The following is a 22,908-nucleotide window of genomic DNA, read 5'->3' on the forward strand; positions in this document are numbered from 1 at the left end:
GCCCCTGATGAAAACCGCCATCGTCTTCGCCTACCACGACATCGGCTGCGCCGGCCTCGCCGCGCTGATCCAGGCCGGCTATCCCATCGCCGCCGTCTTCACCCACCCGGATGACCCGAGCGAGAACCGCTTCTTTGGTTCGGTGGCCCAGCTCTGCGCCCGCCACGGTATCCCGGTGCATGCCCCGGAAGACGTCAACCACCCGATCTGGGTCGAGCGCATCCGCGCCCTGGAGCCGGATTTCATCTTCTCCTTCTACTACCGCAACCTGCTGTCCAACGACGTCCTGGCCTGCGCCAAGCGCGGCGCCTACAACCTGCACGGCTCGCTGCTGCCGCGCTATCGTGGTCGCGCCCCGGCCAACTGGGTGCTGGTCAACGGCGAGACCGAGACCGGAGTGACCCTGCACCGCATGGTCCAGCGCGCCGACGCCGGCGCCATCGTCGCCCAGCAGCGCGTCGCCATCGCCGCCGACGACACCGCCCTGACCCTGCACGCCAAGCTGCGCGAAGCCAGCCAGACGCTGCTGCGCGACGCCCTGCCGGCCCTGGCCGAAGGCCGCCTGACCGAGCGCGAGCAGGACGAGAGCCAGGCCACCACCTATGGCCGCCGCAGCGCCGCCGATGGCGAGCTGGAGTGGAGCCGTCCGGCCGTGGAGCTGAACAACCTGGTGCGCGCCGTGACCCAACCCTATCCGGGCGCCTTCGGCTGGATCGGTGATCGCAAGCTGATCGTCTGGAGCGCCCAGGCGCGCCAGGAAGCCCATGGCCAGGCCCCCGGCAGCGTGCTGAGCCTGGAGCCGCTGCGCATTGCCTGTGGCGAGGGCGTCTTGGAAATCCAGGCCGGCCAGTTGGGCGACAACGGCCTCTACCTGTCCGGTCCGCAACTGGGCCGCGAAGCCGGCCTGGTGGCCGGTGCCCGCCTGCACCGCCAGGATCGCCGCGCCAAGCGCCGTACCCGGGTGCTGATCCTGGGCGTCAACGGTTTCATCGGCAACCACCTCTCCGAGCGCCTGCTGGCCGACGGCGAGTATGAGGTCTATGGCCTGGACATCGGCTCCGACGCCATCGAGCGGCTCAAGGCCAATCCGAATTTCCACTATGTGGAAGGCGACATCTCCATCCACACCGAGTGGCTGGAATACCACATCAAGAAGTGCGACGTGGTGCTGCCGCTGGTGGCCATCGCCACCCCCATCGAATACACCCGCAATCCGCTGCGCGTGTTCGAACTGGACTTCGAGGAAAACCTCAAGATCGTTCGCCACTGCGTGAAGTACGGAAAGCGCGTGATCTTCCCGTCCACCTCCGAGGTGTACGGCATGTGCCAGGACGAGCGCTTCGACGAAGACCGCTCCAACCTGGTGGTCGGTCCGATCAACAAGCAGCGCTGGATCTACTCGGTCTCCAAGCAGCTGCTCGACCGGGTCATTTGGGCCTACGGCGCCAAGGGCCTGAAATTCACCCTGTTCCGCCCGTTCAACTGGATGGGCCCGCGCCTGGATCGCCTGGACTCGGCGCGCATCGGCAGCTCCCGCGCCATCACCCAGCTGATCCTCAACCTGGTGGAAGGCACCCCGATCAAGCTGGTGGACGGCGGCGCCCAGAAGCGCTGCTTCACCGACGTCGACGATGGCATCGAGGCGCTGTTCCGCATCATCGAGAACCAGGGCGGTCGCTGTGACGGCCAGATCATCAACATCGGCAACCCGGACAACGAAGCGAGCATTCGCGAGCTGGCCGAGGAGCTGCTGGCCCAGTTCGAGGCCCATCCGCTGCGCCACGAATTCCCGCCCTTCGCCGGCTTCCGCGAGGTGGAGAGCAAGAGCTTCTATGGCGATGGCTACCAGGACGTGGCCCACCGCAAGCCCAGCGTGGAGAACGCCCGCCGCCTGATCGACTGGCAGCCGAGCACCGCCATGGCCGCCACCGTCGGCAAGACGCTGGACTTCTTCCTGCGCGAAGCCATGGCGCAGCGGGAGGCCTGATGAACACCTTGATCCCGGCCAGCCTGCGCATCGACGTGGACACCTATCGCGGCACCCGCGAAGGGGTACCGCGGCTGCTCGACCTGCTGGACGAGGCCGGGGTCAAGGCCACCTTCTTCTTCAGCGTCGGGCCGGACAACATGGGGCGCCATCTCTGGCGCCTGGTGAAGCCCACCTTCCTGTGGAAGATGCTCAGGTCCAAGGCCGCCAGCCTCTATGGCTGGGACATCCTGCTGGCCGGCACCGCCTGGCCGGGTCGGCCCATCGGCCGCGACCTCGGCCACCTGATGCGCGAGACCCGCGCCCGCGGCCACGAAGTCGGGCTGCACGCCTGGGATCACCACGCCTGGCAGGCCCACACCGGCAACTGGAGCCTGGAGCGACTGGGCGAGGAGTTCGGTCGCGGTCTGCAGGCCCTGGAAGACATCCTCGGTGCCAAGGTGGACTGCTCCGCCGCCGCTGGCTGGCGCGCCGATCCGCGCGTGGTGCTGGCCAAGGAGGCCTTCGGCCTCAGATACAACAGCGATTGCCGCGGCAGCGCCCTGTTCCGGCCGCGGCTGGGCAACGGCGGCCACGGCACCCCTCAGGTACCGGTGGACATGCCGACCTTCGACGAAGTGGTCGGCCCTGAACTCGCCGCCGCCAACTGGAACAGCTACCTGCTCAAGCGCTTCCGTCCGGGCGCGCTAAACGTCTACACCCTGCACGCCGAGGTGGAAGGCATCGCCTTCGCCGAGGACTTCCGCGCCTTGCTCAAGGCGGCGCGGGAGGAGGGCATTCTCTTTCTGACCCTGGGCGACCGCCTGCCGGCCGACCCGCGCCAGTTGCCCGCGGGCAACCTGGTGCGGGGCAGCCTGGCCGGACGCCAGGGCTGGCTGGGTGTGCAGGCATGAGTCGGCGTCGTTTCTGGATGCTGCTGCCACTGGCGCTCCTGGCCTACGGGCTGCCGCTGGGTTGGCGTGGCCTGTGGATCCCGGATGAGTCGCGCTATGCGCAGATCGCCCAGGAACTCTGGCGCCGCGGCGACTGGGTGGTGCCGCACTTCCTCGGTCTGCCGTATTTCGAAAAACCCATCGGCGGCTATTGGACCCAGGCCATCGCCCAGGCCTGGCTGGGTGATTCGCTGTTCAGCGTGCGCCTGGTGCCCTTGCTGGCCAGTCTCGCCACCGCCGCCCTGGTGGTGCGCCTGACCCGGCTGATCTGGCAGGACCGTTCCCTGGCGCTGCTCGCCGGGGTGCTCTATCTCTCCTGCATGGCCGTGGCGGGGCTGGCCACCTATGTGACCCTCGATGCCCAGTTCGCCTTCTGGATGGCACTGGCGCTGCTCGCCCTCTGGCAGGCACAGGCCGCCGAAACCCGTAGCGCGGCCCTGGCCCAGTGGGCACTGCTGGGCCTGGCCTGTGGCTGTGGTCTGCTGACCAAGGGGTTTCTCGCCCTGGTGTTGCCGGTGCTGGTCGCCGTGCCTTTCTTCCTGCTGCAGGGACGCCTTGGCGAGTTGCTCTGCCGCGGTCCCCTCGCGGTGCTGGTGGCCGCTCTGGTGGTCGCCCCCTGGGCGCTGCTGGTGGCCCATCGCGATCCGGACTTCTGGAATTTCTTCTTCTGGCACGAACACATCCAGCGTTTCGCTGGCCAGGACGCCCAGCACGAGCGGCCCTTCTGGTTCTATGGCCCCATCCTGCTGGTGGCCATCCTGCCCTGGGCCGGCCTCTTGCCGCGTACCCTGGGACGTACCTGGCAGGAACGCCGGCATGTCGGCACCGCCTTCCTGGGCATCGCCGTGGTCGGCCAGCTGCTGTTCTTCAGCCTCAGCCGGGGCAAGTTGCCCACCTACCTGCTGCCCGTCCTGGCCGCTCTGGTACCGCTGCTGGCGCGTACCCTGCTGGAGGCCGGACGCCGCGGTGCCACCGGCGCGCTGCGCCTGAACGGCCTGTGCAACCTGCTCCTGGGCCTGGTGGGGCTGGTGGCCCTGCTGATCTACGGCGGTCGCCTCTACGCGGCCGGTGAAGGCCTGACCCATGGCCTGGCCCTGCTGGCGCCCCTGGCCCTGCTGCTGGCCGGTCTGGCGGCGCTGGTCTGGCCGCGGCGTACCCTGTTGGCGCCGGCCCTGGCGCTCTGGGTGCTGTTGCCGCTGCTGTCCGTCGCGCTGCCCAACGGCCTGGTCGACAATAAGCTGCCGAGCAGCTTCATCCAGGCCCAGCTCGGCCACTTCAAGCACGCCGGCCTGCTGGTCAGCAACGACCTCGGCGTGGCCGCCAGCCTGGCCTGGGCCACCCACCGCGACGACGTGGTGCTGGTAGGCGGTCCGGGCGAACTCAAGTACGGCTTCGCCCGTGAACCCGACAGCGGGCGCCTGATCGAAGAGCGCGACCTGGCCGGCTGGCTCGCCGCCCATCGCGACCAGGGCCCGGTGGCCATCCTGCTGCGGGTGGACGGCCCCAGTGACCGCCAGCTGCTCGACAGCCTGCCCGAGCCAGGCGAGAGCATTGCCAGCGAGCGCCTGGTCTTGCTGGTCTATCCGAGGACCGGGCAATGAGCGCCGTCGACGGCCTGCTGATCGCCCTGGTGATCCTGCTCACCAGCGCCGGCCAACTGGGCCAGAAGCGCGCGGTGGCCGCGGGCGGTGCCCTGGCCGCACGGCTGCGTTCGCCCTGGCTGTGGGGCGCGCTGGTCTGCCTGGGCCTGGCCCTGCTGGTCTGGTGCGCGGTGCTGCAGCGGGTGCCGGTGGGCGTCGCCTATCCCTTGCTCTCGCTCAACACCCTGGCGGTGACCCTGCTGGCCCGGCTGGTGTTTGGCGAGAGGGTGGATGCCCGCGCCTGGTGCGGCTGCCTGTGCATCGTCGCCGGCGCCGCGCTGCTGGGGGGCCAGCTATGAACGGCCTGTTCCCGCTCGGCCTGAGCATCCTGCTCACCACCCTCGCGCAACTGTCCCTGCGCGCCGCCCTGGTGCGGCTGCCGGCGATGGCCACTTGGCTGAGCACGCCGTCGGCGCTGTTCGGCGCGGCCGGTCTGCTGCTGGCCCTGGGCATCCTCTGCTATGGCCTGTCGCTGCTGGCCTGGCTGGCGGCCCTGGCACGCCTGCCGCTGGGTCGCGCCTATGCGGCGCTGGGCCTCTCCTACGTGTTCGTCCACCTCGGCGCGGCCTGGCTGCCAGGCGCCGCCGAATCCTTTACCCCCTGGAAAACCCTGGGCGTCGCGCTGGTCGTGGCCGGCGTCGCCCTTGTCGGCGGGCCCCGGGCCAGCGCCACTCCCACCCTGAGGAATACCCTATGAACATCAGCGTTTTCGGCATCGGCTACGTGGGTCTGGTGCAGGCCGCCGTGCTGGCGGAAGTCGGCCACCAGGTGGTGTGCATGGACATCGACCGCGCCAAGATCGACAAGCTCAAGCGCGGCGAGGTAACCCTCTACGAGCCGGGTCTGGAAGAGCTGGTGCGCAGCAACCTGGCTGCCGGTCGCCTGGTGTTCACCCACGAGGCCGCCGAGGCCGTGGCCCATGGCGCCGTGCAATTCATCGCCGTGGGCACCCCGCCGGCCGCCGATGGCTCGGCCGATCTGTCCGCCGTCTTCGCCGTGGCCGAGACCATCGCCCGCCTGCGGCGCGAGCCGCTGATCGGCCAGCCGGTCTCCCGCGATCCGCTGCTGGTGGTGAACAAGTCCACCGTGCCGGTGGGCACCGGCGACCGCGTTCGCGCGCTGATCCACGAGGTGCTGGCCGAAGAGGGCCGCACCCTGCACGTGGAGGTGGTCTCCAACCCGGAATTCCTCAAGGAAGGCGCCGCCATCGCCGACTGCAAGAAGCCCGATCGCATCGTGGTGGGCACCGACTCGCCGGTGGCCCGCGACGTGATGCGCGAACTCTATGCGCCCTTCAACCGCAACCATGACCGTATCCAGTGCATGGACCTGCGCAGTGCCGAACTGGCCAAGTACGCCGCCAACAGCCTCTTGGCGGTCAAGATCAGCTTCATCAACCAGATCGCCGAACTCGCCGAGCACGTCGGCGCCGACATCGAGGCGGTGCGCCAGGCCATCGGCGCCGACCCGCGCATCGGGCACCACTTCATCTATCCAGGTTGCGGCTACGGCGGCTCCTGCTTCCCCAAGGACCTGCAGGCGCTGATCCGCACCGGCGAGGAAAATGCCGTGGAGCTGGATCTGCTGCGCGCCGTGGAAGCCATCAACGTGCGCCAGAAGACCAAGCTGTTCGAGCGCATCAATACCTACTTCGACGGTGACCTGCGCGGTCGCACCTTCGCCCTCTGGGGCCTGGCCTTCAAGCCCAACACCGACGACATGCGCGATGCGCCCAGCCGGGTGCTGATGGAAGCCCTCTGGGCGGCCGGCGCCAAGGTGCGCGCCTTCGACCCCGTGGCCATGGCCGAGGCCCAGCGCCTCTATGGCCACGACGAGCGCCTGGCGCTGATGGGCACCCCCGAGGCGGCCCTGGCCGGGTCCGATGCCCTGGTCATCTGCACCGAGTGGCAACAGTTCAAGGCCCCGGACTTCGACCTCATCGCCCGCCAGCTCAACCAGCCGGTGATCTTCGACGGCCGCAACCTGTTCGATCCCGAGCGCATGGAGCGCCGCGGCATCGAATACTTCGCCATCGGTCGTGGCGCCGCCCTGGGCGGTCCCCAGGTCGCCCGCCGCGTGGATGCCGCCTGATGGTCTCGCCCATGCCCCTGACTCCACGCAGCGCGCCCCTCTTCGCGCTGCCGGCGGCCAGTCGCCTGCGCCGCGAAAGCCTGCTGCTCGGACTGGTCGCCACCCTGATGTTCACCCTCGGCATCTGGAACCAGGCGCCCCAGGGCTTCGACGGCCGCTGGGCGGTCTTTCTCGGCGAGATGTTTCGCCATGGCCCATCCTTTTTCGCCACCACCTACGGCCAGCCCTATCCGGACTATCCCGGCACTGCCACCTGGCTGAGCTGGCTGGCGGCGCGGGTAATCGGCGCGCCCAATCACCTGGCAAATGTCCTGCCCACCGCCCTGGCCTCGGCCGGCGTGCTGGCGCTGACCTATCGGCTGCTGGCCGACACCCGCCGCACCTGGGCGCTGCTCACGGTGCTGCTGGTGGCCCTGACCCCACAGTGGCTGGAAAAGGCCCGCGCGGTCTGCCTCGACCAGCTGGTCGCCCTGGTGGTGCTGGCCTGCTTCTATCTGATGCACAGCGCCGACCGCGACGGTCGTCCGCTGCGCCGGCTGCTGGTGCTGCCGCTGTTCGCCCTGGGCTTCGCCATCCGTGGCCCGCTCGGGCTGATCGAGCCCTGCGGCGTGGTCTGTCTCTACTGGCTGGTGGTGGCCTGGGGCGAACCGGCGCGCCGCACCTTCGCCCTGCAACGCCTCTTTGGCTATGGCCTGGCCGGTCTGGCCCTGCTCGTCCTGGGCTGGTGGACGCTGATCCAGCTGGCCCACCATGAAGGCGGCGCGGATTTCGCCGCCGAGGTCTGGCACATGCAGGTCACCGGCCGGCTGGACGAGAGCGGCAAGCCGTTCTGGTTCTATCTGCAACTAGGTCTGTATCGCTATCTGCCGGTGCTGCCCCTGGCGCTGCTGGTGCTGATCGCCGAGCGCCGCCGCCTGCTGAGCTGGCCGCACACCGCCCAGCGTCGTTTGCTGCTGGGGCTCGCCGGCAGCGGTCTGCTGATCCTGATCGGGCTGTCCATCCCGCACTTCAAGCGGGCCTACTATGTGGTGCCCATGGTGCCCTTCCTGGCCGCCATCGCCGCCCATGGCCTGCTGCGTGCGGAGAGCTGGTTCCGCCGGGTCGCGCCGCTCTACACGGCGCTGGTGCTGGCCCTGCCGGGGCTCGCCCTGATCGCCATGCTGGTCTGCCGTCACCTCTGGCAGCGCCACGACTACTGGCCGGACGTCTCCCTGGCGCTGCTGGTGCCGGTCTTTGTCGCCCTGCAGATCGCCGCCCTGGTCGGCTGGCGTCGGCTGACCGGCAGCCGCCAGCTGCTGGCCCTGAGCGCCCTGGCGCTGTCCGCCCAGTGGCTGATGCTGGTCGCGGTGGTGGAGCCGGCGCAGGACCTGCAGTACGACACCCGTGGCTTCGTCCAGCAGGTGGAAGGCCTGCGTCAGCAGCAGCCGGGTCCGCTGGTGTTCTTTGGCCTCGGCCAGGACAGCTGGGCGATCCGCTACATGATGAACCTGGACCATGACGAGCAGCCGATCTTCATCGCCCGGCCCCAGGTTGCGGACCTGGCGCACCTGCCGTCCGGCGCCTGGATCATCCTGGCCCGCGAAGACCGCGGCCTGCTGGCCGGCACCCCCTTGGCCGACCTGACCCCGGTGCTGGGGCGCCATCTCAACGGCAATCCCTGCCTGGTGTATCGCCTGCCCTGAGACCCCTGGAGCCGATCGCCCTAGCGGTCGGCTCCAGCTTCTCGAGAGAACTCCAGGATGCGGTTGCGGCCCTGCTCGGCGACCAGGTAATGACCGTCGCCGCGCGGGATCAGGGTCTGCGCCGAGCGCAGGTGCGAGAGCACCGTGACCAGGTGGCCGTCGGGCTCGACCAGCAGCACCCGGGCGCCGTGGGTGGCATCCTCGGTGATCCACAGGCCATCGGCCGAGCACTGCACGAAACCGGGGGCGTCGAGGCCCGTGGCGACCAGGGTGTCTGCACCCCCGGGTTGCCACTGCTTGACCCAGCCCTTGGCCTTTTCGGTATAGAACAGCCGGCCATCCGGGCAGCGCGCTACCCCTTCGCCTTCTTCCAGGCCCTCGCGCAGCACCGCCAGGCGTCGCTGCACCGGGTCGTAGCTGAGCAGACGCCCGCGCGGCAGGTCCTCGATGGCATAGAGGGTCTGGCCATCGGTGGCGACGCCCTCGACATCGTTACCGTCGAACAGGGCGTCGCGATGCCCGTCGCGCAGGAGAAACACCGGCAGCGGACCGCCTTCCTGGCTGACCACCAGACCGCCCTGGAACATCACCAGGCCATCCGGCTTGGACAGCTCGCCCAGCACCGGCTGGCGCTCGCCATTGGCCAGCAGGCGCAGCAGGCTGCCGCGGCGACTGGAGAACTCCTGGGTGACGAACAGGCTGCCATCGGCATCCAGGGCCAGGGCACTGACCATGGGGATGTCCGCGGCGAACTCCCGGTAGCTCCAGCCCGCGGCGGCACTCACCGGATGGAAATGCCGCCAGGCCGGATAGGCGAATCCCGCGGCCAGCACAACGACGCCCAGCGCCAGGCCCTGGCGCCAGCCCAGGCGCGAAACACGTCGCATGGCGACCTCTCTGGATAGAAGGAATGACCGGCCAGTCTAGCGGGCGGTGCGTGAAGATTCCGTAGCCAGCGCGCCACTTGGGCGGCGGCCGGCGCGACGGAGGAGGTGCCTCAGGCGGTGAGGAAGGCCTCGGTCAGCTTGACCCAGTAGCGCGCGCCCACCGGCAGCAGGGCGTCGTTGAAGTCGTAGGCCGCGTTGTGCAGGTTGGCGCTCGGCCCGTTGCCGACGAACAGGTAGCAGCCGGGCACCTGCTGCAGCATGTAGGCGAAGTCCTCGCTGGCCGGGATGGGCGCGAAGGGGTGCAGGGCGTCGGCGCCGAAATGGTCCACGGCCACCTGGCGGGCGAAGGCGGTGGGACCGTCGTGGTTGACCAGCACCGGATAGCCGCGCTGGTAGTCCAGTTCGGCCGTGGCGCCAAAGCTTTCCGCCTGGGCGCGCACCAGGGCGCCGATGCGTTGCTCCAGCAGGTCGCGGGTGCTGTCCTGGAAGGCGCGGATGGTGAGCTTCATCTCCACCGCGTCGGGGATGACGTTGGAGGCCTCGCCGCCGTGGATGCTGCCCACGGTGACCACCGCGGTGTCCAGCGGCGCCACGTTGCGCGAGACCACGGTTTGCAGCGCCATCACCGTGGCCGCGCTGGCGACGATGGGGTCGACGGCCTTGTCCGGTACCGCGCCGTGGCCGCCCTGGCCACGGATGCGCAGCAGGGCGGTATCCGAGGAGGCCATGGCGGCGCCGTCGACAAAGCAGAACTTGCCGGTGGGCACGCCGGGCATGTTGTGCAGGCCGAATACCTGATCGCAGGGGAACAGCTCGAAGAGGCCGTCCTGCATCATCTTCAGGGCGCCGCCCAGGCCTTCCTCGGCGGGCTGGAAGATCAGGTGCAGGGTGCCGTCGAAGGCGCGGGTCTCGGCCAGGCAGCGGGCGGCGGTGAGCAGGGTGGTGGTGTGGCCGTCGTGACCGCAGGCGTGCATGCGTCCGGGGTGCTGGCTGGCGTAGTCGAGCCCGGTGGTTTCCAGGATCGGCAGGGCGTCCATGTCGGCGCGGATGCCCAGCACCTTGCTGCCGCTGCCGGCACGCAGGGTACCGACCACTCCGGTACCACCCAGACCGCGATGGACTTCGTAACCCCAACCTTCGAGAGCGGCAGCCACCAGGTCGCTGGTGCGCTGCTCCTGGTAGCCCAGTTCGGGATGGCGGTGGATGTCGCGGCGCAGGGCGACCATTTCCGGCAGGTAGCCGGCGATATGACGGGCGGTGGCGTCTTGATCCGCAGCGGTGGCAAGGCTCATGGCGATCTCTCTCAGTCCAGGTGGCGTTCGGGATAGCTCAGCAATGCCAGCCATCCTATCAGCAGCATGACGATCAGGTACCAGGCCGGGGCGAGCGGGCTGCCGGTGGCCTCGATCAGCCAGGTGGCGATGAACTGGGCGGTGCCGCCGAACAACGTCACCGCCAGGGCGTAGGTCATGGCCAGGCCCGTGGCGCGCACCGGCCGCGGCAATCCAGCGAGGATCAGCAGCAGACCGGCGGTCATGTTGACGCTCATGGCGGTGATCACCACGAAGCGGGCGGCGAAGGCCAGGCCCTGGGTGGTGGGGTCGTTCAACCAGACGAAGGCCGGGTAGATGCCCAGCAGGGCCACCGCCAGGCTGACCAGGGCCACCGGCTTGTAGCGGCCGAAGCGGTCCAGCAGCAGGCCGGCGGCCAGGGCGGCGGCCATCTGTACCGCGCTGGAGGCCACCCCGGCCAGGTAGGCGCTGGTGGCCGGCAGGCCGACGATGCGGGTCATGTAGGTGGGCATGTAGAACTGCATCAGGTAGGTCAGCAGGGTGGCCGACATCACGATCAACAGACCTAGGCCGAAGCGCCGCGGATGCTCGCGCAGGAAGGCGCGCACCGGACCGCCCTCGACCGCGCCGGCGCCGCGCCAGGTCTCGTCCACCTGGCGGCGGATATAGAGGCCGACCGGGATGATCAGCAGCCCGACCAGGAAGGGGATACGCCAGCCCCAGGCGTGCAGCTCGGCCTCGGACAGGCTGCGGGTGAGCAGGGCGCCCAGGGCGGCGCCGAGCAGGGCACTGCCGCCCTGGCTGATCACCTGCCAGCTGACATGGAAGCCGCGCCGGCCGGGGCTGGCCGATTCCAGCAGCAGGGTGGTGGCGGCGCCTATCTCGCCGCCGGCGGAAAAGCCCTGCAGCAGGCGCCCCAGGAGCAGGATCAGCGGTGCGGCGAGGCCGATCTGGGCGTGGGTCGGGGTAAAGGCGATCAGGGCGCTGCCCAGGCCCATCAGGGAGATGGTCAGCAGCATGGCCTGCTTGCGGCCGTGACGGTCGGCATAGGCGCCCAGCACCATGCTGCCCAGCGGCCGCATGACGAAGCCGACGCCAAAGACCCCGACCGCCATCAGCAGCGAGCCATAGGGGGTATCCGAGGGGAAATAGAGCTGGCCGATGATGGCGGCGAAAAAGCTGAACACCGTGAAGTCGAACATCTCCAGGCCGTTGCCGAGGCTGGCCGCGGCGATCAGCTTGGCGCGCGAGGGCGGGGCGGTGGTTGCCTGAGCGGCCGGGGTGGAGGACGTCGGAAGAGCCTGGGCCATGGTGCGTTCCTCTGCACTGAGATGAATGCGTCGCTATGCAAATGATGGTCCGGTACGCGAGAGCCGCAAGGCAGAGCCCGGGCGCCGGACGAGTGGTCGCTGCCTGCGCCAGCCTGGTGCAGGAAGCGGCGTCCTTGCAGCCTAGTCGAAGCGCCGAGTGCGGCTGGCGCTCTCTCATAAATCCGTCACAATGCCCGCCTAGAGTGCCCGCTTGCGCCTGAGCGTCGGCGGCCCAGGCCCGTCTCCCATCCCCGCGAGGAATCCGGCATGTACGTCAAAGGTCCGCTGACCGCTGTGGCGCTCGCTCTGGCGCTGAGTGGCACGACCGCTCGGGCCGAGGGCGTCGACCCGGCCATCCCCGACTACCAGAAGGTGAGCGGGGTCTCCGGCAACCTGTCGAGCGTGGGTTCCGACACCCTGGCCAACCTGGTGACGCTCTGGGCCGAGAGCTACAAGCGCGAGTATCCCAACCTCAACATCCAGATCCAGGCGGCCGGCTCGTCCACCGCGCCGCCGGCGCTCATCGAGGGCACGGCCAGCATCGGCCCCATGAGTCGCAAGATGAAGGACGCCGAGTTGCAGGCCTTCGAGCAGCGTTTCGGCTACCAGCCCACCGCGGTGCCGGTAGCCATCGATGCCCTGGCGATCTTCGTCAACAAGGACAACCCGCTGCGCCAGCTGACCCTGGAGCAGGTCGATGCGATCTTTTCCAGCACCCGTCTCTGCGGTGGCCCGCGCGAACTCAAGACCTGGGGTGACCTGGGGCTGACCGGTGACTGGGCCAAGCGGCCGATCCAGCGATTCGGTCGCAATTCGGTGTCGGGCACCTACGGCTATTTCAAGGAAGCGGCGCTGTGCCGTGGCGACTTCCGCGCCAACGTCAACGAACAGCCCGGGTCGGCCTCGGTGGTCCAGGCCATCAGCCAGTCCCTCGGTGGCATCGGCTACTCCGGCATCGGCTACCAGACCGCCAGCGTCCACACCGTGGCCTTGGCGCGGCAAGGCACCACCGACTACGTCGAGGACAACCAGGAAAACACCCTGTCCGGGCGCTATCCCCTGGCGCGCTATCTCTACGTCTATGTGAACAAGGCGCCCAATCGCCCGCTCGACCCCCTGGAAGGGGAATTCCTGCGGCTGATCCTCTCGCGCAAGGGGCAGGAGGCCGTGGTCAAGGATGGCTACATTCCCTTGCCGGCCCCGGTGGTGCAGCAGGCGTTGAAGACCCTGGGCTACTGAGCGCCTGGCGCGCTGTCGCTGCCACGGTGGTAGCGGCTGCGGCCGCCCATTCGCTGTAACCTTTCTGTCACACGACGTGATTAGGCTCTGCGCCATGAAATCCCCGGTACCCCCGTCCCTGCCCGATCCTCGCGGCCCTGCTCGGCTGGACTTCAACACGCCCGCACTACGCCGGCGGCGACGTTGGCGGGCCCTGCAGGATCGACTGGTACGAGGGTCCGTGCTGGTGGGCGGCCTTGCCGTCCTGGCCACCATCACCCTGATCTTCTTCTATCTGGCCTATGTGGTACTGCCGCTGTTGCGTGGCGCCAGTCTCGAAGCGCAGCCGCTGCCCCAGCCCAGCTGGTTGGCCGCCGCTGGCGCACCGTTGCTGTTGGGTATCGATGAGCAGAATCGCCTCGGCCTGCACCTCTCCCGCGCTGGCGAGGCGGTGTTCTTCACCCTGGCCGACGGCCAGCCAATCACGCGCGAGCGCCTGCCGCTGCCGCCCGGGGTGGCCATCACCAGCCAGGCCCAGGACGCCCCTCGCGGGCTGATCGCCCTGGGCCTGTCCGACGGCCGCGTGCTGGTGGCGCACAAGCGCTATGTCTCCCGCTATCCCCAGGGTAGCCGTGTCATCACCCCCGAGCTCGACTTCCCCTACGGGCGCGAGCCGCTGGACCTGGGCGCTCCGCGCGCGGCCCTGGACCGCGTCGCCATCGCCGGTGACGATGACCTGCTGGTGCTCGCCGGCGCCCAGGGCAATCGGGTAACGGCGCTGCGACTCGCCGGCCTGGCGCCACCGGTGACCGGCGGCGCGGTGAGCCCGGTGCGGAGCTCTACCCAATTCGGTCCGCTCAATGCCGCCGCCAAGGCCCTCTACCTGGACCCGCGCGGCCATTGGCTCTATGCCCTCAATGGCCGCGCCCAGGCGGATGTCTTCGATCTGCGCGACGGCAGTCTCAACGGCCACTACAAGCTGCTCGACGCAGCCGATGACGAGATCACCGCCAGCGCCCAGCTGCTTGGCGGCGTGTCGCTGCTGGTGGGCACCGCCAAGGGCGGCATCGGCCAATGGTTCATGGTCCGCGGCCCGGATGGCGAGCCGGTGCTGCGGCACATCCGCAGCTTCCAGCTGGGCGCTGCGCCCATCGTCCAGCTGGTGCCCGAACAGCGGCGCAAGGGCTTTCTGGCGCTGGACGCCACAGGCGAGCTCGGCGTCTTCCACAGCACCGCTGGGCGTACCCTGCTGCGCGCGCAGATCGCGCCGACTGCCGGGATGCTGGCCCTGTCGCCCCGGGCCGATCGCCTGCTGCTGGAAGCGGACGGCCGGCTGCTCGGCTTCAAGCTGGACAATCCGCACCCGGAAGTCTCCTGGTCGGCGCTGTGGGGCAAGGTCTGGTACGAGAATTACGAGGCGCCGGCGCGGGTCTGGCAGTCGAGTGCGGCCACCACTGATTTCGAACCCAAGCTGAGCCTGGCGCCGCTGACCTTCGGCACCCTCAAGGCGGCCTTCTACGCCATGCTGTTCGCCGCGCCCCTGGCCATCGCCGCGGCGGTCTACACCGCCTACTTCATGGCGCCGCGCATGAGGCGCACGGTCAAGCCGGTCATCGAGCTGATGGAGGCCCTGCCCACGGTGATCCTCGGCTTCTTCGCCGGCCTGTTCCTGGCGCCCTTCGTGGAAAATCACCTGCCGGGGCTGTTCAGCCTGCTATTGCTCCTGCCGCTGGGCATCCTGGCAGCGGGTTTCGGCTGGTCGCGGCTGCCGCTAAGTCTGCGCGAGCGGATCCCGGAGGGCTGGGAGAGCCTGCTGCTGCTGCCGGTGGTGCTGCTGACCACGGCGCTGGCACTCTCGCTCAGTCCCTGGCTGGAAGAGCTGCTGTTCGCCGGCGACCTGCGTCTCTGGCTGAGCCAGGAGCTGGGCATCGCCTACGACCAGCGCAACGCCCTGATCGTCGGGCTGGCCATGGGCTTCGCCGTCATTCCCAACATCTTCTCCATCGCTGAGGACGCCATCTACAGCGTGCCGCGCAGCCTGACCCTGGGCTCCCTGGCCCTGGGCGCTACCCCCTGGCAGACCCTGACGCGGGTGGTGCTGCTCACCGCCAGCCCCGGCATCTTCTCGGCGCTGATGATCGGCCTGGGCCGCGCCGTGGGCGAGACCATGATCGTGCTCATGGCTACCGGCAACACCCCGATCATGGATGCCAACCTCTTCGAGGGCATGCGTACCCTGGCCGCCAACATCGCCGTCGAGATGCCCGAATCCGAGGTGGGCGGTACCCATTACCGGCTGCTGTTCCTGGCCGCGCTGGTGCTGCTCAGCTTCACCTTCCTGATGAATACCCTGGCCGAGCTGATCCGCCAGCGGCTGAGGAAAAAGTATGCGGCGCTCTGAATCACGCGCGTCGCAGGGACGAGGCGTCGTGAAGCGGCGCTCTCTTGGCCACTGGCTGCGCGGCGGCGCGCCTGGCGTCTGGCTCAGCGGCGGCGCCGTGGCCATCGCCGTGCTCATGACCCTGGGGCTGATCGGCATCATCGCCGTGCGCGGCCTGGCGCATTTCTGGCCGGCCGAGGTGGTGCAGGCGCGCTATACGCCGCCGGGTCTCGAACCGCGGCTGGTGTTGGGCGAGGTGGTGGAGCGCGAAGCGGTACCGGCGGCGCGTCTGCAGAGTGCCGGAATGACCTTGCCGGCTGGCAGCGGTGAAACCCTGACCCGCGAACTCTTCAAGCTGGGCAATCGCGACCTCTATGGTAGCGATTTCGTCTGGCTGATCGGAGACTGGCTGCAGGATCGGCAGACCCCCGCCGACGTCCTGGTGCTGGAGCGCCGCGAATGGGGCAACTTCTACGGCTATGCGCTGGAGGTGCGCGAAGAGGGGCGCCAGGTGGCCAAGGGCGCGGCGGCCGTGCCCGAATTGCAGCGCCGGCTGCTGCGTACCCGTGACCTGAGCGAGCGCCTGGAGCGCCTGGAAAAGCATGACATTGGCAGCGTCAATCATGCGCTGGAGCGGCTGCGCCTGGAGGGCCGTGGCCTGGAGCTGGACGGCCGCCTCGATGCCACCGCCCAGGCCGATCTCGCCGCGCGCCGCACCGAACTCGAAGCGCGTTACAGCGACTTGGAAGACCAGCTGGCCGGCCTGCGCCAGGAGCGGCGGCGCGACAGTGTGGTGCTGCGCGACGTCGAGGGCCGCACCCTGGAGCTCAACCTCGCCCGCATCGTGCGCGCCTACCAGCCCAACGCCATGGGCGTGGGCGCCAAGCTCGGCTTCTATGGCAGCAAGCTGTGGGAGTTCCTCAGCGCCGATCCGCGCGAGGCCAACACCGAGGGTGGCGTCTTCCCGGCCATCTTCGGCACCGTGATGATGACCCTGCTGATGGCGGTGATCGTCACCCCCTTTGGCGTCATCGCCGCCATCTACCTGCGCGAATACGCTCGCCAGGGGCCACTGACCCGCACCATCCGCATCGCCGTCAACAACCTCGCCGGGGTGCCGGCCATCGTCTATGGCGTCTTCGGCCTGGGCTTCTTCGTCTATGTGCTGGGCGGCTCCCTGGACCAGCTGTTCTTCCAGGCCAGCCTGCCCGCGCCGACCTTTGGCACCCCGGGCCTGCTATGGGCCTCGCTGACCCTGGCGATCCTCGCCGTACCGGTGGTGATCGTCGCCACCGAGGAGGGCCTGGCACGGATTCCCCGCAGCATCCGCGAAGGCTCCCTGGCGCTGGGCGCCACCCAGGCCGAGACCCTGTGGAAGGTGGTGCTGCCGCTGGCCAGCCCGGCGATGATGACCGGTCTGATCCTGGCGATGGCCCGGGCCGCCGGCGAGGTGGCGCCGCTGATGCTGGTGGGGGTGGTCAAGCTGGCGCCCTCGCTGCCGCTGGACGGCAACTATCCCTATCTGCACCTGGACCAGAAGATCATGCACCTGGGCTTCCACATCTATGACGTTGGCTTCCAGAGCCCCAACGTGGAAGCCGCCCGCCCGCTGGTCTACGCCACCGCGCTATTGCTGGTGCTGGTGATCGCCGGGCTGAATGTGTCCGCCGTGTTGCTGCGCAACCGGCTGCGCGAAAAATACCGGCTGCTGGAAGATTAACGGCCACGGCCGAGGAGACCCCATGCCTTCCGATTCCTCCATCTTCAGAACCGCCGCCGCCTACGCGGCCAGCGCCCAGCCGGCGGCGAGCGAAGGTGGCGTGGCCCTGTCGGTGCCGCGGCTCAACCTCTTTTATGGAAAGAAGCAGGTGCTGCAGGACATCGCCCTGGAGATCCCGCGCCAGCGCGTCACCGCCTTCATCGGTCCCAGCGGCTGTGGCAAGTCGACCCTGCTGCGCTGCTTCAATCGCATGAACGATCTGGTGGAAGACTGCCGCATCGAGGGCGAAATCCTGCTCGATGGCCAGAACATCTATGCCCGCGGCACCGAGATCGCCGAGCTGCGGCGGCGGGTGGGCATGGTGTTCCAGAAGCCCAATCCCTTTCCCAAGAGCATCTACGAAAACGTGGTCTATGGCCTGCGCATCCAGGGCATCAAGCAGAAGCGGGTGCTCGACGAGGCGGTGGAATGGGCGCTGCACGGCGCGGCGCTGTGGGACGAGGTCAAGGACCGTCTGCACGAGTCCGCCCTGGGCCTCTCCGGCGGCCAGCAGCAGCGGCTGGTGATCGCCCGCACCATCGCCGTGCAGCCCGATGTGCTGCTGCTCGACGAGCCGTGCTCGGCGCTGGACCCCATCTCCACCCTCAAGGTGGAAGAGCTGATCCACGAACTGAAACAGCGCTACACCATCGTCATCGTCACCCACAACATGCAGCAGGCGGCGCGGGTGTCCGACTACACCGCCTTCATGTACATGGGCCAGCTGGTCGAACACGGCGACACCGATACCCTCTTCACCAATCCGGCGAAGCGGCAGACCGAAGACTACATCACCGGCCGCTACGGCTAGTTCCAGGCAGACCGGTGCCCACCCGGCGACTCGATCCTCTCAGGCAGGACTGACAGCATGATCAACAAAGACGGTCACACGCAGCACATCTCCCAGCAATACAACGTCGAACTGGAGGAGGTCCGCAGTCACCTGCTGGCCATGGGCGGTCTGGTGGAAAAGCAGGTCAGCGACGCCGTGCGCGCGGTGATCGACGCCGATGCCGGTCTGGCTCGCCAGGTGCGCACCATCGACGACCAGATCGACATCATGGAGCGCGGCATCGACGAGGAATGCCTGCGCATCCTGGCCCGCCGTCAGCCGGCGGCATCCGACCTGCGCCTGATCATCAGCATCTCCAAGTCGGTGATCGACCTGGAGCGCATCGGTGACGAAGCCTCGAAGATCGCCCGCCGTGCCATCGAGCTGACCGAGGACGGCGAGGCCCCGCGTGGCTACGTCGAGGTCCGCCACATCGGCGAGCAGGTGCGCAAGATGGTCCACCAGTCGCTGGACGCCTTCGCCCGCTTCGACGCCGAGCTGGCCCTGTCGGTGGCCCAGTACGACAAGCTGATCGACCGCGAGTACAAGTCCGCCCTGCGCGAGCTGGCCACCTACATGATGGAAGACCCGCGCTCCATCTCCCGGGTACTGAGCATCATCTGGGTACTGCGCTCCCTGGAGCGGGTCGGCGACCATGCGCGCAACATCGCCGAACTGGTGATCTACCTGGTGCAGGGTACCGATGTACGGCACATGGGCCTCAAGCGCATGGCCGAAGAGGTCAACCGGTCGCGGGAATGATCCGCCCGGTCACTCCCCGGGTAGCGTCCCGGAGCTGCCTGCTATGCTGCAAGACTTGGCATGGAGTGACCGATGAGCAAGTTGAACGTACTGGTTGTGGACGATGCGCCCTTCATCCGCGATCTGATCAAGAAGGGCCTGCGCAATCTGTTTCCCGGGCTCGTGGTGGATGAGGCGGCCGATGGTCGCCGCGCCCAGACGATACTCGGCAAGCAGCGTTTCGACCTCATCCTCTGCGACTGGGAAATGCCCGGCATGACCGGCCTGGAACTGCTGACCTGGTTTCGTGCCCAGCCGGACCACAAGGGCGTGCCCTTCATCATGGTCACCAGCCGCGGCGACAAGGAAAACGTCGTCCAGGCCATCCAGGCCGGCGTGTCCGACTACATGGGCAAGCCCTTCTCCAACGAGCAACTGGCCGCCAAGGTCAAGAAGGCCCTGCAGCGCACCGGCAAGCTGGCCGAGCTGCAGGCTGGGGCTCAACCGCGCCCGGCCACCGGTTTCGCCAACGATTCTCTCGGTGCCCTGACCGCCGGCCGCAGCGAGGTGGTCCAGCCGACCGCCGCGCCCGCCGCCGCACCGGTCGCTTCCTCCAGTGCCGCCTTGCTCACTGGCGCTGCGCCGTCGGCTCCCACCCGGGGCAAGGCCGCTCCCAACTTCGGTCAGGGGCAGCTGCGTCTGCCCAACGCCAGCATGGCCTGCCTGATCAAGGCCATTAGCATCAAGGAGGCCCTGCTGGTGGTCCGTCGGGGTGATCCGCTACCGCAAATTCTGGAAACTGCCGTGCTCGATTTGGAGCAGGGCGAAGACGGCGGTGACGTGGCACGTCTCAACGGCTACCTGCATTCGCTGACCGCGGTGGAAGCGACGCCGGCCAGCGAGTGGGTGCAGGTCAATTTCCGCTTCATCGACCGTGACCCGGCCAAGCTCGACTATCTGTCGCGGCTGATCGCCAAGGGTACCGCTCAGCGGCACTACGTGCCGGGCGCCTAGGGCAGGGTGGCGCCATGAGGGGGCTGGCACGGAGACTGCTTGACGCGGTGATACCGCGGATTTCTGACGCCCTGCCCATGCCCCTCGTCCATCGCCTGTTGCTGCTGTCGCTCGCGCTGTCCGGTACCGCCCTGGCGGCGCCTATCTACAAGTACGTCGATGCCAATGGCGTGGTCACCTACACCGACAAGGCGCAGAAGGGCGCCAAGGTGATGACCTTCAGCGACGATCCCATCGAGCGGCTGGACCAGCGGGTCAAGCTGCAGCCGCGGCACTATGCCGGTGGCACGGTGCTGGAGGTGCGCAACGACAGTTTCCTGCCGGTGACCGTGACCCTGCGCCTCTCGGCGTTGCAGAACGTCAGCGGCGTGGGCGAGGCGCCGATCCGCAAGGTGCTGCCGGCGCGCAGCCTGACCCGCCTGGCTACCCTGGTCGCCCCCGATCCGAGCCGTCCGCAGCGCTACACCCCCCAGCTCACCACCCTGATGGGTAGCGCCACGCCGGTCTTCACCGCGGGCTTTGCCTATCCCTTGCCCTGGCTGGGCGGGCCCTTCAGCGTCAGCCAGGGCGCTGGCGGCGGTTTCAGCCACCACACCCCCAAGAGTCGCTATGCGGTGGACATCGCCATGCCCGAGGGTACGCCCATCGTGGTCTCGCGCAGCGGCCAGGTGGTCGAGGTGGAGAACGGCCAGGACGGCCGCGGCAACCATCCTTCCGGCAACTTCGTCCGTATCCTCCACGACGACGGCACCATGAGCGTCTATCTGCACCTGCAGCGCGGCTCGATCAAGGTCAGCGAAGGGCAGTGGGTGCGTACCGGCCAGGCGCTGGCGGCTTCCGGCAACACCGGACGCAGCACCGGGCCGCACCTGCATTTCGTGGTTCAGCGCAATACCGGCGAGGCCGTCGAGTCCATTCCCTTCCGCTTCGCCCAGGCGGTGGACAGCCTGCCGAATTTCGCCGTCGGCGGTCCCTGATCCTTGGCGCTTGTCAGATAGAACCCGCTAGCCCTGGGCGTTGAGATACTCGCTGGGCGATACGCCCAGCACCCGGCGGAACATCCGGGTAAAGGCCGAGGGTGAGGCATAGCCCAGATCCAGGGCGACGCGGGTCACTGGCTCGCCGGCGGCCAGGCGTGGCAGGGCCAGCATCAGCCGGGTGTGCTGGCGCCAGGTGGAGAAGCTGGTGCCGGTTTCCTTGAGGAAGAGCCGCGCCAGGCTGCGCGAGCAGAGGTGCAGCTGCTGCGCCCAGGTCTCCAGCGCCGTGTCGTTGGCGGGATCGGCGTGCAGGCTGGTCTGGATGGTCTGCAGCCGGCGATCGGCCAGCGCCGGCAGGTGCAGCGCGGTCTCTTCGAGAAACACCAGTTCCGCCAACATCAGCGCCCGCACATGCCTGCCCAGCTCTGCCTCGCCATAGGAGGCGCCGCCCCGGCGCAGGCAGCGCAGCAGTTCGCGCAGCAGCGGCGAGATGAGCACCATGCGGGTGGCCGACTGCGGGCAGGGCAGGCCGCTCGGCAGCTCGATCACCACCACCTGCAGGGTGGCTTCGCCATTGGCCCGCGCCTGGTGCTCGATGCGCGGGGGAATCCAGATCGCCTGCTTGGGCGGGACGTACCAGACCCCTTCGTGAGTGGTGACCTCCAGCACGCCGTTGACCGTGTACATCAGGTGCGCCTGATCGTGGACATGCGGCGGCCACACCTGGCCATGGACGAAGGTGTTGAGCTGGGACACCAGGGGCCCGGCGGCGGGGACGGGGGCGTCCGCGGCCACGCTCCGCGCCGGGTCGATTGTCTGTTCCTGCATAGCGGCTGTCCGTTTCGGTTGGGCATCGTCAAGGCGCTAGGGCCTAACCTGCAGCACTATGGCCGGAGCATTAGGCGAGCCCAGGGGTGATCCCTCTGCACGCCGAAGACATGCCTCTCGCGGGAGTGTCGCACAGAACACCCGCCGCTTGGCTGACCTGCCTGAACCGTCAGGCCTGTATTTTGAACTACCGTCCGATCGGTGACAGCGTGGCACAGGGATTTGAGTGCCTCGCTTTTTTATTCATGACGATGCTTTGCCAGCGGCTTCACAAAGCCAAGGTTTGGGCATCGCTCACGCGCTGCGGCTTTGTTAGCGTCTGTCCTTGCCCATCATGGTGGCCCTATGCCATGGACCGACGCCTGACCGCCCTGATCACCTGCCTGACCCTCGCCTTGGCCGTGCCCGCCGTTGCACCGGCCGCCGAGTCGGCGACCCTGACCAAGACCTCCGCCAAGAGCCAGGCCCGCAAGGGGCAGGTCAAGCTCAAGGTCCGCAACGCCAGCGAGGGTCGCATCTTCGAAGTCCGCAACGATTTCGACGTGCCCGTGCGCGTCGAACTGCGCCTGCAACGCACCGTGAACGTGGCCGGCGCCGAACGGCCGATCCGTCAGGTCGTGGCGCCGCGCTCCACCGTGCAGCTGGCGGTGATTCGCAAGCGCCAGCAGGGCTTTCCCATGCACTTCGACCAGTCGTTCAACTATAGCCCGCAGCTGGCCGTCGGCACCCTGCCGCCGCTGGCGGACGGCGCTCCGAGCGCGACCGGTAGCGGACTGGGCTACGGTTACGCCTGGCCCTGGCGGGAGGGGAACTACTACGTGACCCAGGGCGCCGGGGGTGATTTCAGTCACCACACGCCCAAGGGCCGCTATGCAGTGGACATCGCCATGCCCGAGGGCACGCCGATCAGCGCCGCCCGCGCCGGCACGGTGATCGACGTGGAAAACGGCCAGTTCGGCCATGGCCCTAGTCCGTCGGGTAACTTCGTGCGCATCGCCCACGAAGACGGCAGTCAGAGCGCCTATCTGCACCTGCGCCGCGGCTCGGTCAAGGTGCGTCCCGGCGAGCGGGTGGAGATCGGTACGCCCCTGGCGGAGTCCGGCAATACCGGACGCAGCACCGGCCCCCATCTGCACTTCGTGGTCCAGGCTCGCGAAGGCGGCGAAATGGTCTCCATTCCCTTCCGCTTCGTGCGGCCGCTGGCGGCGCTGCCCAACATGGCGCTGGGCGACCGCTGAGTCCCACGGTAAAGGCGTTCCCGCCATAGCGTCGCCGCCTGTCTGGCAGGCGGTCAGGGGCGCCGCCGCGCCTAGAAATCCATTGCCAGGCACCGGGCAG

General features: G+C 68.5%; 19 protein-coding genes. 15 read left to right on the forward strand and 4 right to left on the reverse strand.

Annotated elements, in window-relative coordinates; translation table 11 throughout:
* The first annotated feature begins 7 nt into the window (after nucleotides 1-7).
* From arnA to ACUCV0_RS13115, 7 genes are read left to right on the forward strand one after another with little or no spacing between them, the layout of a single operon-like run.
* Nucleotides 8-1,987, forward strand: coding sequence for a bifunctional UDP-4-amino-4-deoxy-L-arabinose formyltransferase/UDP-glucuronic acid oxidase ArnA (gene arnA, locus ACUCV0_RS13085; RefSeq protein ID WP_482212882.1), 1,980 nt, complete (start codon nucleotides 8-10; stop codon nucleotides 1,985-1,987).
* A gap of 11 nt (nucleotides 1,988-1,998) precedes the next feature.
* Entirely contained in the window at nucleotides 1,999-2,880 is an 882-nt protein-coding gene (arnD, locus tag ACUCV0_RS13090; RefSeq protein WP_059316968.1) for a 4-deoxy-4-formamido-L-arabinose-phosphoundecaprenol deformylase, read from the forward strand.
* Nucleotides 2,877-4,520, forward strand: a complete 1,644-nt coding sequence (arnT, locus tag ACUCV0_RS13095) for a lipid IV(A) 4-amino-4-deoxy-L-arabinosyltransferase (protein WP_482212883.1) — start codon at nucleotides 2,877-2,879, stop codon at nucleotides 4,518-4,520. Before arnD ends, arnT begins: the two co-directional genes overlap by 4 nt.
* Nucleotides 4,517-4,858, forward strand: coding sequence for an EamA family transporter (locus ACUCV0_RS13100; RefSeq protein WP_482212884.1), 342 nt, complete (start codon nucleotides 4,517-4,519; stop codon nucleotides 4,856-4,858). The genes arnT and ACUCV0_RS13100 overlap by 4 nt, the downstream gene beginning before the upstream one ends.
* On the forward strand, nucleotides 4,855-5,256 hold the full coding sequence (arnF, locus tag ACUCV0_RS13105) for a 4-amino-4-deoxy-L-arabinose-phosphoundecaprenol flippase subunit ArnF (RefSeq protein ID WP_059316670.1): 402 nt from the start codon (nucleotides 4,855-4,857) through the stop codon (nucleotides 5,254-5,256). The genes ACUCV0_RS13100 and arnF overlap by 4 nt, the downstream gene beginning before the upstream one ends.
* The gene (locus ACUCV0_RS13110; protein ID WP_434775290.1) at nucleotides 5,253-6,650 is read left to right on the forward strand and encodes a UDP-glucose dehydrogenase family protein; all 1,398 of its coding nucleotides are present in this window, start codon (nucleotides 5,253-5,255) and stop codon (nucleotides 6,648-6,650) included. The genes arnF and ACUCV0_RS13110 overlap by 4 nt, the downstream gene beginning before the upstream one ends.
* A complete protein-coding gene (locus tag ACUCV0_RS13115) occupies nucleotides 6,650-8,332 on the forward strand; it encodes an ArnT family glycosyltransferase (protein ID WP_482212885.1) in 1,683 nt (560 codons plus the stop codon). Before ACUCV0_RS13110 ends, ACUCV0_RS13115 begins: the two co-directional genes overlap by 1 nt.
* A 20-nt stretch (nucleotides 8,333-8,352) precedes the next feature.
* Here the strand turns inward: ACUCV0_RS13115 and ACUCV0_RS13120 are convergent, their stop codons facing one another.
* The 3 genes from ACUCV0_RS13120 to ACUCV0_RS13130 all read right to left on the reverse strand — a co-directional run bounded on the left by ACUCV0_RS13120 (nucleotide 8,353) and on the right by ACUCV0_RS13130 (nucleotide 11,821).
* Nucleotides 8,353-9,219, reverse strand: coding sequence for an SMP-30/gluconolactonase/LRE family protein (locus ACUCV0_RS13120; protein WP_482212886.1), 867 nt, complete (start codon nucleotides 9,217-9,219; stop codon nucleotides 8,353-8,355).
* 110 nt (nucleotides 9,220-9,329) lie between these two features.
* On the reverse strand, nucleotides 9,330-10,511 hold the full coding sequence (locus ACUCV0_RS13125; RefSeq protein WP_434775287.1) for a M20 aminoacylase family protein: 1,182 nt from the start codon (nucleotides 10,509-10,511) through the stop codon (nucleotides 9,330-9,332).
* Nucleotides 10,512-10,522: 11 nt separating this feature from the next.
* Nucleotides 10,523-11,821: an MFS transporter gene (locus tag ACUCV0_RS13130; protein WP_271653391.1), complete on the reverse strand. Its 1,299-nt coding sequence runs from the start codon at nucleotides 11,819-11,821 to the stop codon at nucleotides 10,523-10,525.
* Between the two features lie 267 nt (nucleotides 11,822-12,088).
* Between ACUCV0_RS13130 and ACUCV0_RS13135 the strand changes: the two genes are divergently transcribed.
* The 7 genes from ACUCV0_RS13135 (at nucleotide 12,089) to ACUCV0_RS13165 (ending at nucleotide 20,742) form a co-directional block, all read left to right on the forward strand.
* Nucleotides 12,089-13,060 (forward strand): PstS family phosphate ABC transporter substrate-binding protein, encoded by a 972-nt coding sequence (locus ACUCV0_RS13135; RefSeq protein ID WP_059316664.1) that lies wholly within the window; start codon nucleotides 12,089-12,091, stop codon nucleotides 13,058-13,060.
* Between the two features lie 94 nt (nucleotides 13,061-13,154).
* A complete protein-coding gene (locus tag ACUCV0_RS13140) occupies nucleotides 13,155-15,440 on the forward strand; it encodes an ABC transporter permease subunit (RefSeq protein ID WP_482212887.1) in 2,286 nt (761 codons plus the stop codon).
* Nucleotides 15,441-15,468: 28 nt separating this feature from the next.
* Nucleotides 15,469-17,139 carry a phosphate ABC transporter permease PstA gene (gene pstA, locus ACUCV0_RS13145; RefSeq protein ID WP_323149808.1) on the forward strand — a complete coding sequence of 557 codons (1,671 nt, stop codon included), beginning with the start codon at nucleotides 15,469-15,471 and terminating at the stop codon, nucleotides 17,137-17,139.
* A 22-nt stretch (nucleotides 17,140-17,161) separates the two neighbouring features.
* Nucleotides 17,162-17,989 carry a phosphate ABC transporter ATP-binding protein PstB gene (gene pstB / locus ACUCV0_RS13150; protein WP_156428981.1) on the forward strand — a complete coding sequence of 276 codons (828 nt, stop codon included), beginning with the start codon at nucleotides 17,162-17,164 and terminating at the stop codon, nucleotides 17,987-17,989.
* Nucleotides 17,990-18,046: 57 nt separating this feature from the next.
* Entirely contained in the window at nucleotides 18,047-18,772 is a 726-nt protein-coding gene (gene phoU / locus ACUCV0_RS13155) for a phosphate signaling complex protein PhoU (protein ID WP_059316661.1), read from the forward strand.
* 72 nt (nucleotides 18,773-18,844) lie between these two features.
* Nucleotides 18,845-19,765 carry a response regulator gene (locus ACUCV0_RS13160; RefSeq protein WP_271653388.1) on the forward strand — a complete coding sequence of 307 codons (921 nt, stop codon included), beginning with the start codon at nucleotides 18,845-18,847 and terminating at the stop codon, nucleotides 19,763-19,765.
* Between the two features lie 77 nt (nucleotides 19,766-19,842).
* On the forward strand, nucleotides 19,843-20,742 hold the full coding sequence (locus ACUCV0_RS13165; protein WP_323149807.1) for a M23 family metallopeptidase: 900 nt from the start codon (nucleotides 19,843-19,845) through the stop codon (nucleotides 20,740-20,742).
* Between the two features lie 27 nt (nucleotides 20,743-20,769).
* On the opposite strand, the gene ACUCV0_RS13170 is transcribed toward ACUCV0_RS13165, so the two are convergent.
* Complete coding sequence (locus tag ACUCV0_RS13170; RefSeq protein ID WP_059316658.1) at nucleotides 20,770-21,570, reverse strand: helix-turn-helix domain-containing protein; 801 nt, start codon at nucleotides 21,568-21,570, stop codon at nucleotides 20,770-20,772.
* 350 nt (nucleotides 21,571-21,920) lie between these two features.
* Here ACUCV0_RS13170 and ACUCV0_RS13175 point away from each other — a divergent pair, with 350 nt between their 5' ends.
* The gene (locus ACUCV0_RS13175; protein WP_059316657.1) at nucleotides 21,921-22,808 is read left to right on the forward strand and encodes a M23 family metallopeptidase; all 888 of its coding nucleotides are present in this window, start codon (nucleotides 21,921-21,923) and stop codon (nucleotides 22,806-22,808) included.
* Nucleotides 22,809-22,908: the final 100 nt, after the last annotated feature.

The sequence above is a fragment of the Pseudomonas sp. VMV1 genome, from assembly GCF_056790235.1.

What these genes read in the sequence shown, in the direction of transcription:
- arnA (WP_482212882.1), top strand. Translation starts at nt 8, where the DNA reads ATGAAAACCGCCATCGTCTTCGCCTACCACGACATCGGCTGCGCCGGC.
- arnT (WP_482212883.1), top strand. Translation starts at nt 2,877, where the DNA reads ATGAGTCGGCGTCGTTTCTGGATGCTGCTGCCACTGGCGCTCCTGGCC.
- ACUCV0_RS13100 (WP_482212884.1), top strand. Translation starts at nt 4,517, where the DNA reads ATGAGCGCCGTCGACGGCCTGCTGATCGCCCTGGTGATCCTGCTCACC.
- arnF (WP_059316670.1), top strand. Translation starts at nt 4,855, where the DNA reads ATGAACGGCCTGTTCCCGCTCGGCCTGAGCATCCTGCTCACCACCCTC.
- ACUCV0_RS13110 (WP_434775290.1), top strand. Translation starts at nt 5,253, where the DNA reads ATGAACATCAGCGTTTTCGGCATCGGCTACGTGGGTCTGGTGCAGGCC.
- ACUCV0_RS13115 (WP_482212885.1), top strand. Translation starts at nt 6,650, where the DNA reads ATGGTCTCGCCCATGCCCCTGACTCCACGCAGCGCGCCCCTCTTCGCG.
- ACUCV0_RS13120 (WP_482212886.1), bottom strand. Translation starts at nt 9,219, where the DNA reads ATGCGACGTGTTTCGCGCCTGGGCTGGCGCCAGGGCCTGGCGCTGGGC.
- ACUCV0_RS13125 (WP_434775287.1), bottom strand. Translation starts at nt 10,511, where the DNA reads ATGAGCCTTGCCACCGCTGCGGATCAAGACGCCACCGCCCGTCATATC.
- ACUCV0_RS13130 (WP_271653391.1), bottom strand. Translation starts at nt 11,821, where the DNA reads ATGGCCCAGGCTCTTCCGACGTCCTCCACCCCGGCCGCTCAGGCAACC.
- ACUCV0_RS13135 (WP_059316664.1), top strand. Translation starts at nt 12,089, where the DNA reads ATGTACGTCAAAGGTCCGCTGACCGCTGTGGCGCTCGCTCTGGCGCTG.
- ACUCV0_RS13140 (WP_482212887.1), top strand. Translation starts at nt 13,155, where the DNA reads ATGAAATCCCCGGTACCCCCGTCCCTGCCCGATCCTCGCGGCCCTGCT.
- pstB (WP_156428981.1), top strand. Translation starts at nt 17,162, where the DNA reads ATGCCTTCCGATTCCTCCATCTTCAGAACCGCCGCCGCCTACGCGGCC.
- phoU (WP_059316661.1), top strand. Translation starts at nt 18,047, where the DNA reads ATGATCAACAAAGACGGTCACACGCAGCACATCTCCCAGCAATACAAC.
- ACUCV0_RS13160 (WP_271653388.1), top strand. Translation starts at nt 18,845, where the DNA reads ATGAGCAAGTTGAACGTACTGGTTGTGGACGATGCGCCCTTCATCCGC.
- ACUCV0_RS13165 (WP_323149807.1), top strand. Translation starts at nt 19,843, where the DNA reads ATGCCCCTCGTCCATCGCCTGTTGCTGCTGTCGCTCGCGCTGTCCGGT.
- ACUCV0_RS13170 (WP_059316658.1), bottom strand. Translation starts at nt 21,570, where the DNA reads ATGCAGGAACAGACAATCGACCCGGCGCGGAGCGTGGCCGCGGACGCC.
- ACUCV0_RS13175 (WP_059316657.1), top strand. Translation starts at nt 21,921, where the DNA reads ATGGACCGACGCCTGACCGCCCTGATCACCTGCCTGACCCTCGCCTTG.